This window comes from Actinoplanes subtropicus (genome assembly GCF_000721705.1).
Taxonomy (GTDB): Bacteria; Actinomycetota; Actinomycetes; order Mycobacteriales; family Micromonosporaceae; genus Actinoplanes; species Actinoplanes subtropicus.
This window is the reverse complement of sequence record NZ_JOJL01000014.1, coordinates 188,160-203,495: the sequence shown is the minus strand read 5'-3', so window position 1 is coordinate 203,495 and position 15,336 is coordinate 188,160. Positions and strand designations below refer to the sequence as shown.

Below are 15,336 nucleotides of genomic sequence, written 5' to 3'. Positions count from 1 at the left end.
GACATGGACTTCAGCGTGTTCTTCTTCGCCGACGACAGCGCCGGGGACACCGGCTCCGGGACCGCCTCCGGGACCGGCCGCTACGACCTGCTGCTCCAGGCGGCGCGGTTCGCCGACGATGCCGGGTTCACCGCCGTCTGGACGCCGGAGCGGCACTTCCATCCGATGGGCGGCCTCTATCCGAACCCTTCCGTGACGTCGGCCGCGCTCGCCGTCGTCACCCGCTCCATCGACCTTCGGGCGGGCAGCGTGGTCGCGCCGCTGCACGAGCCGCTCCGGATCGCCGAGGAGTGGTCGGTGGTCGACAACCTGTCGGCCGGCCGGACCGGCGTCTCGTTCGCCTCGGGGTGGAGCCCGCAGGACTTCGTGCTGCGCCCGGAGGCGTACGGGAATCGCAAGCCCGCAATGTGGACGGCGATCGAGGAGGTCCGTGCGTTGTGGCGGGGATCGGCGGTCGTCCGGATCGACGGCTCCGGATCGGATCGTACGGTGCGGGCCTTCCCCCGGCCCGTCCAGCCCGACCTGCCGATCTGGATCTCGGCGGCCGGCGATCCGGCGACGTTCGCCCGCGCCGGCGCCGAGGGCTTCGGCATTCTCACCCACCTCCTCCACCAGGATCTGGACGCACTCACGCGGAACATCGCGACCTATCGCGCCGCGGCCGAGGAGGCCCGGCGGCGAGGCTCGGTCCGCGCCGCTTCCAAGGCGACCGACCGCGTTGTTCTCATGCTCCACACCTATCTCTCGGACGAACCGGTCGCGACCGGCGGCGAACTCCGGCGGGCGATGTCCGGCTATCTGCGGTCCTCGTTGTCGCTCGGTGTCCAGTCGGCGGGGAGCCCGGGCGGCGGACCGATGGACGAGGACGACCGGGACGCCTTGGTCGAAGCCGCGCTGGAGCGCTATCTGCGGTCGGCCGGTCTCTTCGGCACGCCGGACGAGGCGGTCTCTCTGGTCGAGCGACTCACCGGGGCGGGCGTCGACGAGATCGCCTGCCTCGTGGACTTCGGCCTGTCCACGCAACGGGTGATGGAGTCGCTGGCACGCGTACACGAGGTGCGGGAGCGCACTACCGCCGTCCTTCAGGGAGGAACGACATGGAGCTGACCGACCGCATCCGCGAGCTCTGGAGCGAGCTCCTCGGCGTCGAGGTCGAGGCCGACGACAACTTCTTCACGCTCGGCGGATATTCGATCCTGCTGATCGAGATGGTCGTGCGCGCCGAGCAGATGGGGCTGGAAATCGCTCCCGAGCAGGTTCTGGAGTACCCGACGCCGGCCGGCCTGGCGACCGCTCTCGCCCGGCCGCGGACATGAACCACGACGGGCCGGCCACGCTGCACGGCCGGACTCTGGCGGCGGCCGAGGTGGCGGGTGACAGCAACGCCATCGTGGGTACCAGCCGTACCTTCACCTATCAGGGACTGGTGAAGCACGCGCGGGAGATGGTCGCCCCGCTGCGATCGGCCGGTGCGGGACCGGGCCGTACGGTCGGAGTGATCGTCGACCGTGATCCCCTGAGCATCGTCAAGCTGCTCGCGGTCAACCTGGCCGGGGGCGCCTGGGTGCCGATCGCGGCCGACCTCCCGGCGTCGCGCCGCGACTTCATCCTCGCCGACGCCGGAGTGGTCGCCGTCGTGGAGGCGGGGTCGTCCGGAACTCCCGTGCCGGTATCCGATCCGGGAAGACGTCGCGCCGTTCCGGACGACACGGCCTACGTGATCTACACCTCGGGCTCGACCGGCCGCCCCAAGGGCTGCCTGATCAGTCACCGCAACGTGAGCGCATTCCTCGACGGCATGCGCGACATCGTGCGGGTGGACGCGACGGATCGCTGGCTGCTCACGTCCTCGCTGGCCTTCGACGCCTCGGTGTGGGAGACGTGGGGTCCGCTGACGACCGGAGGAACGCTGGTCGCACCGGACGGTGCGGAGACGAGCACACCGCGCGGCTTCCGGGAGGTCGTCGCGCGCCACGCCATCTCGGTGCTCAGCCAGGTACCGTCGGTCCTGCGGATGAATCTGATCGGCGCCGGAGCCGGGGAAGCCTGGCCGGCGTTGCGGTACCTGTGCTCGGTGGGCGAGGCGTTGCAGCCGGACGCGGTGAGCCAGGTGTGGGAGCGGCTGGCAGACACCGACCCGATCGTCCTCAACCTCTACGGGCCCACCGAGACCACGGTCTTCGTCACCTGTCAGGTGGTCGAACGCGACCACCTGGACAGCGACGCGAGCTCGGCGATCGGCCGGCCGTTCGGCCGGGCGGAGATCTCGATCCGGGACGAGTCCCTGTCGGCCGTTCCGGACGGCGAGACCGGCGAGATCGTCGTCGGTGGTCCGACCGTCGGCGGCGGATACCTGAATCGGCCCGGCCTGACGCGTGAGCGCTTCGTCCCGATCGGGGGCGCGGTCCACTACCGCACCGGTGATCTCGGACGTCGGCGTCCGGACGGATCCGTCGAGTACCTCGGCCGCGCCGACCAGCAGGTGAAGATCAGAGGCTTCCGCGTCGAGCTCGGCGAGATCGAGTCGACCATCCGGCAGATCCCGGGAATAGCGGCCGCCGGCGCGCTGCTCGTCCGGACCGGAGCGGGTGAGTTCCTGGTCGCCTGCCTGGTCGCCGACGAGTCGGCGCCCGCGGAGGCGGAGATCCGCCGGTTCGTCGGCGGCCGTCTCCCGGCCTACATGTGCCCCGGCAGGTACGCCTTCGTGCCGGCACTGCCGCGGACCCATTCGGGCAAGCTCGACCGAAGTCAGCTGCCGGCGGTTTTCCACGCGGGGTTCGGCGCGACCCGATCGGCGGCTCCGAGGGCGGCGGAAAGGACGACGGAATGATCGAACACGATCCGCCGGCGTTCGGCGAGCACTTCGCCGACGTTTACGACGAGATCTATCAGTGGTACCGGCCGACCGAGAGCCAACTGGCCACGATCCGGTCGCATGTTCCGGCCGGGGGCCGGTTGCTGGAGATCGGCGCCGGAACAGGCCGGATCGCCGTACCGCTGGCCGAGCGGGGCGTGGAGGTGATTGCGCTCGACGCGTCACCGAGCATGCTGAAGGTCCTCGAGGAAAAGGCAGCCGGGCTGCCCATCACGACGCTTTGCGCGGACGCGGCCGACTTCACGCTCGACGAACCGGTGTCCGCGGTCCTCGCCGTCTTCAACATGGTGACCCTGGTCGGCGACGAGCGTCATCAGCTCAACTTCCTCCGTGCCTGCCGGAAAGCGCTGCGAACCGGCGGGGCACTGATCATCGAGACCATCGTGCCGCACGAGGCCGCGCTGCCCGGCACCTCCGGTATCAAGGTCCGGTCGATGTCGAACACTCAGGTGATTCTCGAGGTCGGTACGCACGTCGCCGCCGCCCAGCGATGCGACTTCCAGTACGTGGTCCTGCGGCACGGCGAACCCGTCCGGCTCATGCCCCATCGGATGCGTTACCTCTGGCCCGCGCAGCTCGATGCGCTCGCGGCGGATGCCGGACTACGCCTGGTGAGCCGGTGCGCCGATTGGCGAGGTGGCGAGTTCGAGGAGTCGGCCAGCGCGTCGCACGTGTCGATCTTCACGCCGATGGACGAGGCCTGATGTGCCATGCCGATGAATGAACTGTCCCGGGCGGTGGCCGCCGTCCTCGGTTTCGTACCGCCGGATCCGGATCTGCCGCTGTGGGCGTACGGCCTCGACTCCCTGGCGGCGCTGCGGATCGTGGCGGCGCTGTCGGGGCCGGACGCCGGGCGCCTGTCGCTCGCGGACTTCTTCCCGGCAACGACGATGCGGGATCTCGACCGCATCGTGGCGGCGTCGGCTCCGCGACCGAGCCCGCCGGTGGAGATCTCGCTTCCATCGTTGTCGCGGACCACACTGTTGCGTCAGCGAATGATGCCGTCCGACGTGGCCGGCAACTGCGCGCTGGTGTGGGTCGTCCACGGCGAAGTCGACGTGAGTGCCCTCACCGCGGCGGTCGCGAGCCTGCCCCGCCGGCACGACGGCCTCAGCCGGTGCTATCCGCTCGTGGGCCCGCCGACGCCGGCCGAACCCTCGGAGCCGGTCGTGACAGTCCGGCCGGCCGCCTCGCTGGAGGCGGCGCTGTGCGACGTGCGTTCGGCGCTGCGCAAGCCGTTCCGGCCCGATCGTGGCGAGGTCTTCCGGGCCGTCGTCGTCGAGGTCGAGCCGGGGCTGCAGGTGCTCGGCATCGGGGTCCATCACGTCGCGTTCGACGGCGCCAGCGAGGCAATCCTGGCCGATGCCCTCGGCGTCGCCTACGACGACGTGGTCAACGGGCGCCCCGGTACGCCGGACGTGGGGATCCGGGAGGCGCTCGGGCGGCTCGCGCGACGCCATCCGCCGGACCCCGGCGCGGCTGGGCGATGGCGTGCGGAACTGTCCACGCCGGCCGCCGGGCCGGCGGCGGTCACCGCGCCGGTTCCGTCCGGATCGGCCGGGCCGGCGCGACTGGTCCGGAGCATCCCGGTCGGCGGGGCATTGCGGGATCTGGCGGCGTACCTGGGTGTCAGCTACTTCGTCCTGCTGCTGGCCGCCTATCGGATCGGGATCGAGGACACGGGGGCGATCCGGCCGGCCGTGCTCGCCGTACCGGTGTCGTTGCGGGACGACCCGGGCCTGGGCCGCTTCGTCGGGAACCTGACCACGATGGTGCCGGTGCTGCCACCGGCTCCCGGCCCGGACGACCTCGGGCGGCTCGCCCGGCGCACGGCCGATTCCGTGCGGCGTGCCCTCCTTCGCGCTGACCTGTCCATCGAGGACAGTACGCGGGTGGCGGTCGAGGCGGGGCTTGCCGGCGGCGGCTTTCAGCACGTGTTCGTCCTGCAGCAGACGCCGGCACCGCGGTTGCGACTCGGCCACGGGGAGACCCGTTTCGTCCGCGAACCGTACTACGGACTCTCCACGGCCACGATGTGCGAGATCTGGCCCCCAGGGCAGGGCTGGGGCGATGCGAACGACTCGCTGGTCTTCACCTACGACCCCGCCCGGTTCGCCGCCGACGCCGCCGAGCGCTTGGTTCGCCGGTTCCTCGACGTACTTGCCGAACTGGCGATGACCGGAGCTGTTCATGCCTGAGATCACCACCGCGTCGCGGCGCGGGAAGCCGTTGCGAACCAACCGGCAGTTGCGCAACCTGCTGGCCGGGTTCTACACCTCGATTCTCGGCTCCCAGATGACGCCGATCGCGTTGGCCTTCGCCGTCCTCGGCGGCGGGCACGGCGTCTCCGGACTCGGTCTGGTGATGGGTGCGGGCTCCCTGCCGACCGTGGTGTTCCTGCTGTTCGGGGGAGTTCTGGCCGACCGCCTTCCGCGCCGTTCGGTAATGCTCACCACGGACGCGGCCCGGGCGGTGAGTCAGGGGTTGCTGGCTGCCTGGACGCTTGCCGGGCACGTACCGTTGGCGGCTCTGATGTTCTTCGCGGCACTCGACGGTCTGGGGCAGGCGTTCTTCCGTCCCGCGCTGACCGGTCTGATCCCGGCCGTGACCGACGCGGCGGGTCTGCAGCGGGCCAACGCGCTGATCGGCATCGGCCGGTCCTTCAGCAGCCTCGTCGGACCGGCCCTCGGCGGCGCTCTGGTGGCCGCCTTCAACCCGGGCATCGTGTTCGCGATCGATGCCGTGTCCTATCTCGTCAGCGCGCTCTTCCTGGTCACCGTCGCCCGCGATGCGGTCGCGCCGCGGACCGAGTCGTCGAGCGTTCTGGTCGATCTGCGGGACGGATGGCGGGAGTTCATCTCGCGGCGATGGCTGTGGACGATCGTCGTGCAGTTCAGCCTCATCAACCTGACGACGATGCCGGCCTACCTCGTGCTCGGCCCGCAGATCGCCGCCGACGGTCTCGGCGGTGCGCGAGGCTGGGGGCTCATCCTCGGCGGGTTCGGTGCCGGCGCTGTCGGCGGCGGGCTTCTCATGGTTCGGCTCACCCCGAGACGCCCGCTGCTCCTGGCCACCATCGGCCTGCTGGGATTCGTCCCGGCTCTGCTGACGCTGGCGGTCCGGGCACCGTTGACGGTCGTCGTCATCGGCGGCTTCCTGGCCGGGATGGGTATCGGTGTCTTCACGGCGCTGTGGGACACCGCGTTGCAGGCGAACGTCCCGCGCAAGGCCCTCTCCCGGGTCAGCGCCTACGACTGGTTCGGCTCGCTGGTGACGCTGCCGCTGGGATATGTGCTGATCGGGTTCGCTGCCCGGTTCACCGGCGATTTCTCGTTGCTGGTCACCGGTGCGGCCATGATCGCGGTGACCTGCGCGGCGGTCCTGTCGGTCGCCGACGTCCGTCGCCTGCCCAGCAGCGGGGCCGGCGATGCCGGCGACGAGGTGGGGGTGGTGCTGTGACCGCTTCACCGTGGCTTCGTTCCGCCTCCGGCAGCCGGCCGGTATGTGTCGTCGTGTTTCCGCACGCCGGCGGCGCGGCCTCGTCCTATCGCCGTTGGCATGGGCTGGCCGACGAGCACGTCGGCGTCCAGGTGGTGCAGTATCCGGGCCGGGAGGACCGAGTCCATGATCCGCTCCTCGCCTCGGTGGCCCAGTTGGCCGGCGGCGCCGCGGCGGCGCTGCGCGGCCTCCCGGCCAGCCGGTTGATCCTGGTCGGCAACAGCTTCGGTGGTCTCGTCGCGTACGAGGTGTGCCGATTGCTGGGCGCCGAGCGCGGGTACGCCGGTCTCGATCTCTTCGTCACGGCGTGTCCCGCCCCGCAGCAGCCGCGGCCCGCCGTATCGGGTTTCGACGACGCGACGCTGGTCTCCTGGCTCTGCCAGTTCGACGCGGCCAACGAGCCACTACGCATTCCCGAGCTGGCCGAGATCGCGCTGCCGTCCATCCGAGCCGACCTCGACGCGGCGGCGAACTACGAGTGGTCCCCGGATCCCGCCCTGGACTGTCCGATCACCGCGCTGGTCGGTACGGAGGATCCGCACGTGGACGTGTCCTCGGTTCAGGGGTGGGCGGCCTGCACCCTCGGTGAGCTCGCCGTGCGATCGATGCCGGGCGGCCACTTCTTCGTCGGGGACGAGCCGGCCTCGGTCCTCGCGTACGTCCTCGACCGCGTCAGGAGCCGTTCGAACCGATGAGCGCCGACAGCCTGTTCATCTCCCTCGGGCAGCGCGAGCGGCTCACCACCTGGGTACGCGACGGGCGGGCGGTCGATCAGCCCGCCGTCGTCTACCGTTTCCCGGCGGTGGTCGCCCGCACCACGTTCCGTGCGGCCTGGCGGAGCATCCTGACCCGCTACGCCAACCTGCGTACGGCCTTCGCCGGCTCACCGGAGGAGGGGTTCGTGGCCACGGCGCGGCCGACCGACGAGGTGTTCGAGCGCTCGTTCGTCGAGACCCCGGAAGCCGGTTTCGCCGCGGCGATGCTGGGTGATCTGGACATCTCCGGTGGAGTGATGGCGCGACTGGTGGTGGCGACCGACGCGGGAACGACGCTTGTCGGCGCCTGCTTCGACCACCTGGTGGTGGACGGCGTCACGATCGCGAACATCCTCGCCGATCTCTGGTCACTGCTGTCCGGCGGCGGGGCGGTGCGGCCGGAGCCGGTGTCGGACCAGGAGACGATCCGCGCCGAGCTGGCGGCGGCCGACTCGCCGGCGGCGGATCGCATCTTGCGGTACTGGCGGGAGCGGACCGGCGGAGCCACCTATCCAGCGCTGCGGGAGGACCTGGCCGCGGCACCGTCGACCGACGATGCCACCTCCGAGCGGGCCGAGGTCGTGCTGCCGCTGCCGCCCGGCCGTGGCGCCCTCGGATCGACTCAGCTCGGGCGGGCGGCGCAGGTATTGGCGCTGTGCACGGGCGCGATGGGAAACGCCGACCGGCGGCGGGCCGATGACGCGCCGTACCGAATGCTCATCCAGGCAGCCCGCCGGCGTACCGAGGCGGATCAGGCGATCGCTGGCTTCCTCTCGAACTGGCTCCTGCTGACCATCCAGCCGGCCGTCGACCCGGACGAGATGCTCCGGCGCAGCGCGGCCGCACTTGTCCGCTCCCTGGGCACACACCACATTCACCACGCCGAGGTCGTCCGGCGGCTGGAGCCCCATCGGTACGGGGACCGCTACCGCAGCACCGTTCCGGCCGAGCCGTACGGCCTTTTCAACTATCTCAAGGAGCTCCCGGCGGCACGGATCGGTGCACTCGCGGGTGAGTTGCTGTCGCCACCCAGCGCCGGCGGCAGCGAGATCCACGGCGCTCTGCGCATCTACGCCTTCGAGCGGGGCGACCTCGGCACCGTTCGTCTCCGGGTCTTCGCGGACCCGAGGATTCTCGGGCCTGGCTACGCCGAGACGGTGGTCGAGCAGGTCGCGTCGCGATGCCGTCCGTGAGCGCCACGGCCCCGGTCGCGGTGGTCTACGACCGCGGGTCCGTCTCGGCCGGCGAGTTGGCGGCTGGGCTGGCCGAGGTCGCGCCGTTGGTCCTCGTCACGGCGGAGTCGGCGCATACCGCCAGGATGCGGCCGGTGCTCGAGCAGATCGGAGAGGTGCTGCCGATCGGCGGCACCCCGGAGGACACCCTGCGTGCGCTGGCTCGATGGCGACCCCAGGGGATCCTCACGTTCGCCGAATCCATGATCGGTACGACCGCGGAGCTGGCGGCCGGGCTCGGGCTTCCCTATCACACCCCGGAGACCGCACGCCTGCTCACCGACAAGGCCGAGCAACGGCACCGGCTCGGCGTGACGGCGGTCGACACCGTACGCGCAAGGAGAGTGACGACCGCCGCCGAATGGCAGGACGCGCTGCGCCACTGCGGTCTTCCGGCAGTCACGAAGCCGGTTCGTGGTGAAGGCAGCCGCGAGACGTGGGCCATTCCCGACCGGGCGGCGTCGGCCGAGGTGTACGAACGGCTCTTCGTCGCCGGGTCGGCCCGCGAACCGCTTCTCGTCGAGGAACTGCTCCAGGGCCGTCCCAGTTCGCCCTATGGCGATTACGTCTCCGTGGAGACCGCCTCGCACCACGGCGAGGTCACTCCGATCGCTGTCACCGGCAAATATCCGTTGCTGCCGCCGTTTCGCGAGGTCGGGCAATTCTGGCCGGTGCACCTGGGTGAGTCGGAGCAGGCCGTTCTGACGGCGCTCGCGAGCGCCGCGGTGAAGGCGCTCGGAGTCACGACCGGCATCTGTCACACCGAGATCAAGCTGACCCCGGCCGGTCCGCGGATCATCGAGGTCAACGGCCGTCTGGGCGGCCATCTCAACGAGCTCGCCCGCCGATCGTGCGGCGTCGATCTGGTCCGCACCGCGGTGACGCTGGCTCTGGGGAGGCCGCTCCCGCACGGGGTGCTGTCGCCGCGGTCGGTCTATTTCCAGTACAACTCGCCCGTTCCGGAGAACGCGTGCCGCTTGGTGGCCACGGTGGGCGCTGCCTCGGTGCGGGCGGTGCCGGGAGTGACCGGCTATCGACCGTACGTCCGGCCGGGGGAGGTGCTGGCCGGCGGTACCGGCACGCAGCCCCTCGACCTGCTGACCGGTGAGGCGCCCGACCACCCCACCGCGATGGGCGTGCTCAACAAGGCCCTGTCGCGGCTCTCGCACGTCTTCGCCGACCAGTACGGACGAACGTGGACGACGACCAACGCGGTGCACTCATCGGGACGATCCACCGAGTCCTGACGCGCTCCGCGGTGGACGCGCCGTGCACTACCGGCGTGGCGAGGCAGCGGGCCGGTTCCCGTTTCTGACCGAAGAGATCAACGACAAGACGTGCTCCCGACCTTTGGGTGCCGACATATTCGGCACCACTTCCCGGGAGATCGTCCATCCATCCTGGATCGATGTCGGTCAACATAGGTCGGATGCTCGTGTCTTACCACGTGGGACAAGACTCAAGTTTCGGGTATTCACTCTGTGTGCGTGATCGAGGCAAAGGGATCATTTCCTGAAGCGCGCCATCCCGTTAGGAATGCCCGGAGCGCACCGTATCGGTGACGCTGGGTCACGGCCCGATGGCGCTCTGGTGAGGATCGGCCTTGCCATCCTCCGTGCGCCTTTCATAAGCTGCTTGCGGCATCGGGTCTATTGAGTCCGGTCGATGTGGACCGAGATTTCATCGGCTGACCCGCTTGGGGCGCTTCAGCCCGACGGCCACGTTCGATAAGCCCGGTCGAAATCTGCGGGGGCAATGAGTTGAAACCGGCTTTTCCAGAAATCCAGATCTCCGAGTTCAATGGTTCCGTCCGTGGCCTTCTTCGTGGGTTCCTGCACGAGCGAGAATCGGCCTTGCAACGTCTGGGCGACGGACTCACGAGTGCACCGCCTGAGTGGTCGCAACCGCTCATGGAAACTTGTCGAAAACTCCTGGCCGGGGGGAAGCTCCTGCGCCCATCCTTTTGTTTCTGGGGGTGGCCGGCCGCCGGCGGAAAACCGGGAGGCGGCGATGAGCCCTCGATCATCGGGATTGCCGCGGCATTGGAGGGCTCATCGCGCTCCTTCGGCAGGGCCGCCGCAATCCTGCTCGGTGACATCTGTCTCGTGTGGTCGTACGAGTTGATCCTGCACCGGGAACTGGACGCGGCCACCCGTTCGGCTCTGCTCGAGATCACGAATCTCGGCAACCAGGACCTCATGGTCGGCCAGTACCTCGACCTGCGGATGGCGGCCCAACCCGCGGAGTCGGGCGAGGACGCGCTTCTGGTGGCGTATTTCAAGACCACCAGTTGTACCGTCGAGAGACCGCTCGTCATCGGCGCGAAGGTGGCGGACCCGGATTCACCGGCCGTCGCGGTACGGCGGAAGTTCGCCGGACACGCGGGCGAGGCCTGCCAGCTGCGCGATGACGTTCTGGGAGTGTTCGGAGACCCCGAAGTGACCGGTAAGCCCGTTGGTGACGATCTCACCGCAGGCAAAGGCAGCCTACTGCTGACGGCGGCCCGCTCGAGCGCCACCAGAAGCCAGGTTGCCGAGATGGACCGTGCCCGGGGACAGCAGGAGCTATCGAACGAACATCTCGAATCGTGTCGTTCAATAATCATCGAAACGGGTGCGCTCGACACGGTGGAACAGAGGATTGCCGAGCAGTACCGGAGGGCGTTCGAAATTCTGGACTCCGCCCCGGAACTTCACCAGGCCGGGAAGAACGGCCTGTGTCACCTGCTCGAACTACTCGTCGACCGGGCGTCCTGAGCGATCTGTTTCGCGGACCGTCGGCCGAGCCGATCACATCGGGGGATGTATTCACAATGTTCTCTCTTCCTGATCTTTCCGTACCCTTCACGGAGCTTCGGAACCCGCATGTAGATGAAGCGGAGGCGCATGTTCGCGAGTACCTTCGGGAATTCGGCCTTCTTCGATCAGAAGAAGCGAAGTTTCATTACGATCGGACCAGATTTGGGGAACTGGTCGGGCGCGCCTACCCTTTCGCGCCGCTGCCGGAGCTGTGCGTCATCACAGATTGGATGGCGGTCTGGGCGATCTTCGATGATTACCTGGAGAGAATTCCGGACGCTCAGAGCGACGAGCGCTTCGTCGAACTGATCCGCGAAACGATCAGCTGGTTCCCGCTCAACCCGACCGGGAACTCGGCCCGGTCCAGCAATCCCATCGAGGCGTCCATCCGGGACATCTGGAACCGGCTCACCGCGCGCAGTTCGATTACCTGGCGGCGGCGGTTCGTACGCCATCTGACCGACTATCTCGAAGGCTGCCACTGGGAATCCCACAATCGGCGCCGTGGCATCGCCCCGGACCTGCCGACGTATATCGAGACCCGCCGGCGATTCGGGGGCATGAGACCGAGCATGGACCTGTCGGAAATCGGTCTGGGCATCGAACTCACCGACGAGGTTCATGCTCACTCCAGGGTCCAGAAGCTTCTCGACAACACGGCGGACCTGGTGCTCTGGGCCAACGACGTCTTCTCCGTCGAAGCCGAGAAGCGCGACGGGAACGTGAACAACATCGTTCAGGTGATCCAGCGGACACGCGGCGTCTCCATGCAAGAGGCGGCGGATGAGGTGGCCGGCATGCTTCGCGGGCGTTGTGCCGATTTCATCGCCGAGAGCGACTCGGCCGTGGCCTTCTTCGAATCGTCCGGCGAATTCACCGCCGAGGAGGCTCACCATGTTTCGCTCTACCTCGAGGCGATGAAATCCTGGATCCGGGGAAACATCGACTGGTCATGCGGCAACGAGCGGTACCGGAGCGAGCATCTGCGTACCGGCGAGGATCAGCCGAATTTTCTCGAAACGGCCGCCCAGAAGTGACGACAGCGGATCGAGCTGCCTCGGCCTTTCCATGGCGGGGTCGCACCTACGATGCAGAGTACCGTCATGTCATCAGCTCCGGCGAAAGCCTGATCGACCTCCTCGCTCCTCGAATCGGCGAACGAATTCTCGATCTCGGCTGCGGGACGGGGACCATTACGGCACAGATCGCCCAACGTGGTGCGATCGCTCGCGGCTTCGATATTTCCGAGTCGATGATCTCCCAGGCGCGCCGGCAATATCCCGATGTTCGGTTCGATCTTGGCGATGCCGGCGCACTGCCGGCGGATTCGACGCACGACGCGGTGTTCTGCAACTCGGCCCTGCACTGGATGGATGCACTGACGGATGTGTTCGGCGCGGTGTTCTCGGCGCTCACCCCGGGCGGACGGTTCGTCGCCGAGGTTCCGGTCGTGGGCAGCCTCGCGGAGCTTCGGGAATTGTTGCTGCGGGCCTGGGCGAAGGCCGAGATTCCAGGCTCACCGCCGCCGACCCGGTGGCACCTGCGAGACCCGCAGGAGTATCTGGCGAAACTCGTCGAGGCCCGGTTCACCGTCACCTCCGCGGAGGTGGGGCGGCGCGAGCGCCAATTGAACGGTGTTTCTCCCCGCCAGTGGTGGTCGCAATACGGGCCCGAAGTATTTCGTGGCCTGAGCGACTCCCAGCGAGGAAGGATCAATTCTGCGTTGGATGACCTGACGCCGCCGGAGGTTCGGTGCGACAGCGTACTCCTGCGTTTTCTTGCCCACCGGTCGCGAGACGGCGAGACGGCTGTTTGACGCTTGAGGAGACTCGGAGTGCCATGATCAATGTCCGCATTATGAATCGAAGCTCCGCCGCCGGTCCGACCCCGGCGGACGAGGCAATCGGGGCACCTCTGCCATATCCCGAGGGCTGGTTCTGCGTCGGAACTGTCGCCGAGCTGCGGAAGACCCCCGTCGTCACCCGCCGGATCGGTGATCGCGACGTCGTCGTCTACCGCACCGAAAGCGGCGTCGTGCGCGCCACGGATCCCTACTGCCCGCACCTGGGCGCTCACCTGGGGACTACCGGGCGAGTGGCCAGGGAAGCGCTTGTCTGCGGCTTCCACGGCTTCGAGTTCGGCGCGGAGGGAGCGTGCGTTCGCACCGCCTACGCCGTCGACAAGCCGCCCGCCGCACGCTTGACGCAATGGCCCGTGTGCGAGCGGGGAGGGCTTGTCTTCGTCTGGTTCTCGCCGACGGGACATACCCCGTCGTGGGAACCGACGATGCTGGGTTCGCGAGGCTTCCCGCTGACCGCCGTCCGATGCCAGGTCCTCCCCGGACACCCGCAGGATGTCGTGGAGAACGCCGTCGACATCGGCCATCTCTCGGTGTTCCACAAATTCTACGGAATAGAGATCGCCGAGCCGATCAGCTTCGACGGACCACACTTCCATGCGAGATACCGCTGGAAGCAGCGTTTTCCGATGATCGGCACCAGGAGTGTCGAGTACGAGACGAGCGTCTCGGGCCTCGGCTACATCCTGGTCACCGCCGAGGTCCCCAAGCTGGGCCTGAGCGCCCGGATGTGGGCCATGGCCACACCGATAGCGCCGTGGCGTATCGAGTTCCGGTTTGCCACCAGTATTTCCGCGTTGAGTGGACGACCGGGTCCGGCGGTCACCAACCTCGCATCCGCGACGCTGTCCAGAGCACTCACGCGTGCGGCGCTGCTCATCGTTTCGCCCGAGGCGACGCGCGATGTGCCGGTCTGGGCCACGAAGACGTACCTGGAACACCCTCGACTGGTCAAGGGCGACGGCCCGATCGGCAAGTTCCGGCACTGGGCCGGACAATTCTATGCCAAAAATTGAGTTCCGCGTTCGAGGCGTCGTTCGCCACAGCAAGGAGGAATAGACGCGATGGTGCATGTTACTCCGCCCGACCTGCTGTCCCCGGAATTTGCCAGGGACCCGTACCCGATCTATCGGACCATGCGAAACGACTTCCCGATCCACAATGACCCGAGGCTGGGCTGGATCATCAGCCGAGCCGCCGATGTGCGCCAGGCCTTGACCCATGAGGACTACTCGACAGCCAGCTATGACGGTGTTCGGGACCTCGTGGGCCGAAGCATTCTGGAGATGGAGGGTGCCGAGCACGGGCGACATCGCCGATTGGTCTCGCCGTCCTTCCGGGGCAAGCCCCTGACCTCATATGGTGAGGTCATCACGGGGGCGTCCGACGAGTTGCTGGAGGACCTCGCCGCGCAGCCGGATCCGGACCTGGTACGGGACTACTGCGCCTTGCTCCCGATCCGGGTCATCATGGGAATAATGGATTTGCCGCGGCAGGACTACGCCATGTTCCAGGTTTGGTACCGGGCGGCCGCGGACTACGTCGGCAACTACACGCAGGACCCCGATGTCACCGAGGCCGGACTGCGGGCCAAGCGTGAACTGGACAAGTATCTGCAGGAGGTCATCGACGTCCGGCGGGCGGCACCGGGCGCCGACCTGATTTCGTCGATGTGCACGGCCACGATCAACGATGCGACGCTGACCGACCGCGAGATCCTGGATTTCTGCAGTCTCCTTCTCGCGGCCGGCGGTGAGACGACGGAGCGTGGTCTGGCATCCACCTTCAGAAACCTCTTGGATCATCCCGAACAGATGAAGGATGTCCGGGCGGATCCCGGCCTCTCGTTGCGGGCGTTCGCGGAGTCCCTCCGCCTCAACCCGCCCACTCATATCCTGCTGCGTCGACTGATCGCAGGGCGCGAGATCTCCGGTGTCAGTGTTCCGGAGGGGGCGACCATATTTTGCCTGATCGGCGCGGCCAATCGGGACGAAGAAGAATTCGTCGATTCCGAGAACTTCAATCTTCACCGCGCCGAGATCGACGTGAACACGGCGTTCGGCGCGGGAAGCAGCCACCTTTCGTTCGGCGCCGGACGGCATTTCTGCGTCGGTGCTCTGCTGGCTCGCGCGGAGGCCGCGATCGGCATTCCCGCCGTGCTCCGACGCTTTCCCGTGATTCGCTATCGAGACGGGTTCGTGCCGGTCGAGGAAGGCATGCTCACTCGTGCCCCTCGTTCCCTTCGGGTGACATTTGGCGCGCAATGACATTTCCTGCCTGCGGTTGGCGACCACCGTGCGGATCGAGGCCGGTCCCACCA

General features: G+C 68.0%; 14 protein-coding genes. All 14 read left to right on the top strand.

Annotated elements, in window-relative coordinates:
• The first annotated feature begins 3 nt into the window (after positions 1-3).
• The 14 genes from IH26_RS0120975 to IH26_RS0120910 all read left to right on the top strand — a co-directional run bounded on the left by IH26_RS0120975 (position 4) and on the right by IH26_RS0120910 (position 15,283).
• Positions 4-1,107 (top strand): MupA/Atu3671 family FMN-dependent luciferase-like monooxygenase, encoded by a 1,104-nt coding sequence (locus IH26_RS0120975; protein WP_030437928.1) that lies wholly within the window; start codon positions 4-6, stop codon positions 1,105-1,107.
• On the top strand, positions 1,098-1,316 hold the full coding sequence (locus IH26_RS0120970) for a phosphopantetheine-binding protein (RefSeq protein WP_030437927.1): 219 nt from the start codon (positions 1,098-1,100) through the stop codon (positions 1,314-1,316). Before IH26_RS0120975 ends, IH26_RS0120970 begins: the two co-directional genes overlap by 10 nt.
• Positions 1,313-2,830: an amino acid adenylation domain-containing protein gene (locus IH26_RS0120965; protein WP_051808348.1), complete on the top strand. Its 1,518-nt coding sequence runs from the start codon at positions 1,313-1,315 to the stop codon at positions 2,828-2,830. The genes IH26_RS0120970 and IH26_RS0120965 overlap by 4 nt, the downstream gene beginning before the upstream one ends.
• Positions 2,827-3,579 carry a class I SAM-dependent methyltransferase gene (locus IH26_RS0120960; protein WP_030437925.1) on the top strand — a complete coding sequence of 251 codons (753 nt, stop codon included), beginning with the start codon at positions 2,827-2,829 and terminating at the stop codon, positions 3,577-3,579. The genes IH26_RS0120965 and IH26_RS0120960 overlap by 4 nt, the downstream gene beginning before the upstream one ends.
• Before the next feature lie 12 nt (positions 3,580-3,591).
• The gene (locus tag IH26_RS0120955; RefSeq protein WP_169789787.1) at positions 3,592-5,073 is read left to right on the top strand and encodes a phosphopantetheine-binding protein; all 1,482 of its coding nucleotides are present in this window, start codon (positions 3,592-3,594) and stop codon (positions 5,071-5,073) included.
• Positions 5,066-6,334 carry an MFS transporter gene (locus IH26_RS0120950; protein WP_051808347.1) on the top strand — a complete coding sequence of 423 codons (1,269 nt, stop codon included), beginning with the start codon at positions 5,066-5,068 and terminating at the stop codon, positions 6,332-6,334. Before IH26_RS0120955 ends, IH26_RS0120950 begins: the two co-directional genes overlap by 8 nt.
• A 53-nt stretch (positions 6,335-6,387) precedes the next feature.
• A complete protein-coding gene (locus IH26_RS0120945; protein ID WP_051808346.1) occupies positions 6,388-7,068 on the top strand; it encodes a thioesterase II family protein in 681 nt (226 codons plus the stop codon).
• Complete coding sequence (locus tag IH26_RS0120940; protein WP_030437921.1) at positions 7,065-8,321, top strand: condensation domain-containing protein; 1,257 nt, start codon at positions 7,065-7,067, stop codon at positions 8,319-8,321. The genes IH26_RS0120945 and IH26_RS0120940 overlap by 4 nt, the downstream gene beginning before the upstream one ends.
• A complete protein-coding gene (locus tag IH26_RS0120935) occupies positions 8,318-9,607 on the top strand; it encodes an ATP-grasp domain-containing protein (RefSeq protein ID WP_245665339.1) in 1,290 nt (429 codons plus the stop codon). Before IH26_RS0120940 ends, IH26_RS0120935 begins: the two co-directional genes overlap by 4 nt.
• 513 nt (positions 9,608-10,120) lie before the next feature.
• Entirely contained in the window at positions 10,121-11,116 is a 996-nt protein-coding gene (locus IH26_RS0120930; RefSeq protein WP_157437291.1) for a polyprenyl synthetase family protein, read from the top strand.
• Between the two features lie 56 nt (positions 11,117-11,172).
• Complete coding sequence (locus tag IH26_RS0120925; RefSeq protein ID WP_157437290.1) at positions 11,173-12,195, top strand: terpene synthase family protein; 1,023 nt, start codon at positions 11,173-11,175, stop codon at positions 12,193-12,195.
• Complete coding sequence (locus tag IH26_RS55995) at positions 12,192-12,974, top strand: class I SAM-dependent methyltransferase (RefSeq protein ID WP_051808345.1); 783 nt, start codon at positions 12,192-12,194, stop codon at positions 12,972-12,974. Before IH26_RS0120925 ends, IH26_RS55995 begins: the two co-directional genes overlap by 4 nt.
• 23 nt (positions 12,975-12,997) lie before the next feature.
• Positions 12,998-14,032, top strand: a complete 1,035-nt coding sequence (locus tag IH26_RS0120915; protein ID WP_084598966.1) for a Rieske 2Fe-2S domain-containing protein — start codon at positions 12,998-13,000, stop codon at positions 14,030-14,032.
• Between the two features lie 48 nt (positions 14,033-14,080).
• Entirely contained in the window at positions 14,081-15,283 is a 1,203-nt protein-coding gene (locus IH26_RS0120910; protein WP_030437915.1) for a cytochrome P450, read from the top strand.
• The last annotated feature ends 53 nt before the right edge of the window (positions 15,284-15,336 follow it).

Bases quoted from the DNA above. Each gene is read 5' to 3' on its own strand.
- IH26_RS0120975 (WP_030437928.1), top strand. From the start codon at position 4: ATGGACTTCAGCGTGTTCTTCTTCGCCGACGACAGCGCCGGGGACACC.
- IH26_RS0120970 (WP_030437927.1), top strand. From the start codon at position 1,098: ATGGAGCTGACCGACCGCATCCGCGAGCTCTGGAGCGAGCTCCTCGGC.
- IH26_RS0120965 (WP_051808348.1), top strand. From the start codon at position 1,313: ATGAACCACGACGGGCCGGCCACGCTGCACGGCCGGACTCTGGCGGCG.
- IH26_RS0120960 (WP_030437925.1), top strand. From the start codon at position 2,827: ATGATCGAACACGATCCGCCGGCGTTCGGCGAGCACTTCGCCGACGTT.
- IH26_RS0120955 (WP_169789787.1), top strand. From the start codon at position 3,592: ATGAATGAACTGTCCCGGGCGGTGGCCGCCGTCCTCGGTTTCGTACCG.
- IH26_RS0120950 (WP_051808347.1), top strand. From the start codon at position 5,066: ATGCCTGAGATCACCACCGCGTCGCGGCGCGGGAAGCCGTTGCGAACC.
- IH26_RS0120940 (WP_030437921.1), top strand. From the start codon at position 7,065: ATGAGCGCCGACAGCCTGTTCATCTCCCTCGGGCAGCGCGAGCGGCTC.
- IH26_RS0120925 (WP_157437290.1), top strand. From the start codon at position 11,173: ATGTTCTCTCTTCCTGATCTTTCCGTACCCTTCACGGAGCTTCGGAAC.
- IH26_RS0120915 (WP_084598966.1), top strand. From the start codon at position 12,998: ATGATCAATGTCCGCATTATGAATCGAAGCTCCGCCGCCGGTCCGACC.
- IH26_RS0120910 (WP_030437915.1), top strand. From the start codon at position 14,081: ATGGTGCATGTTACTCCGCCCGACCTGCTGTCCCCGGAATTTGCCAGG.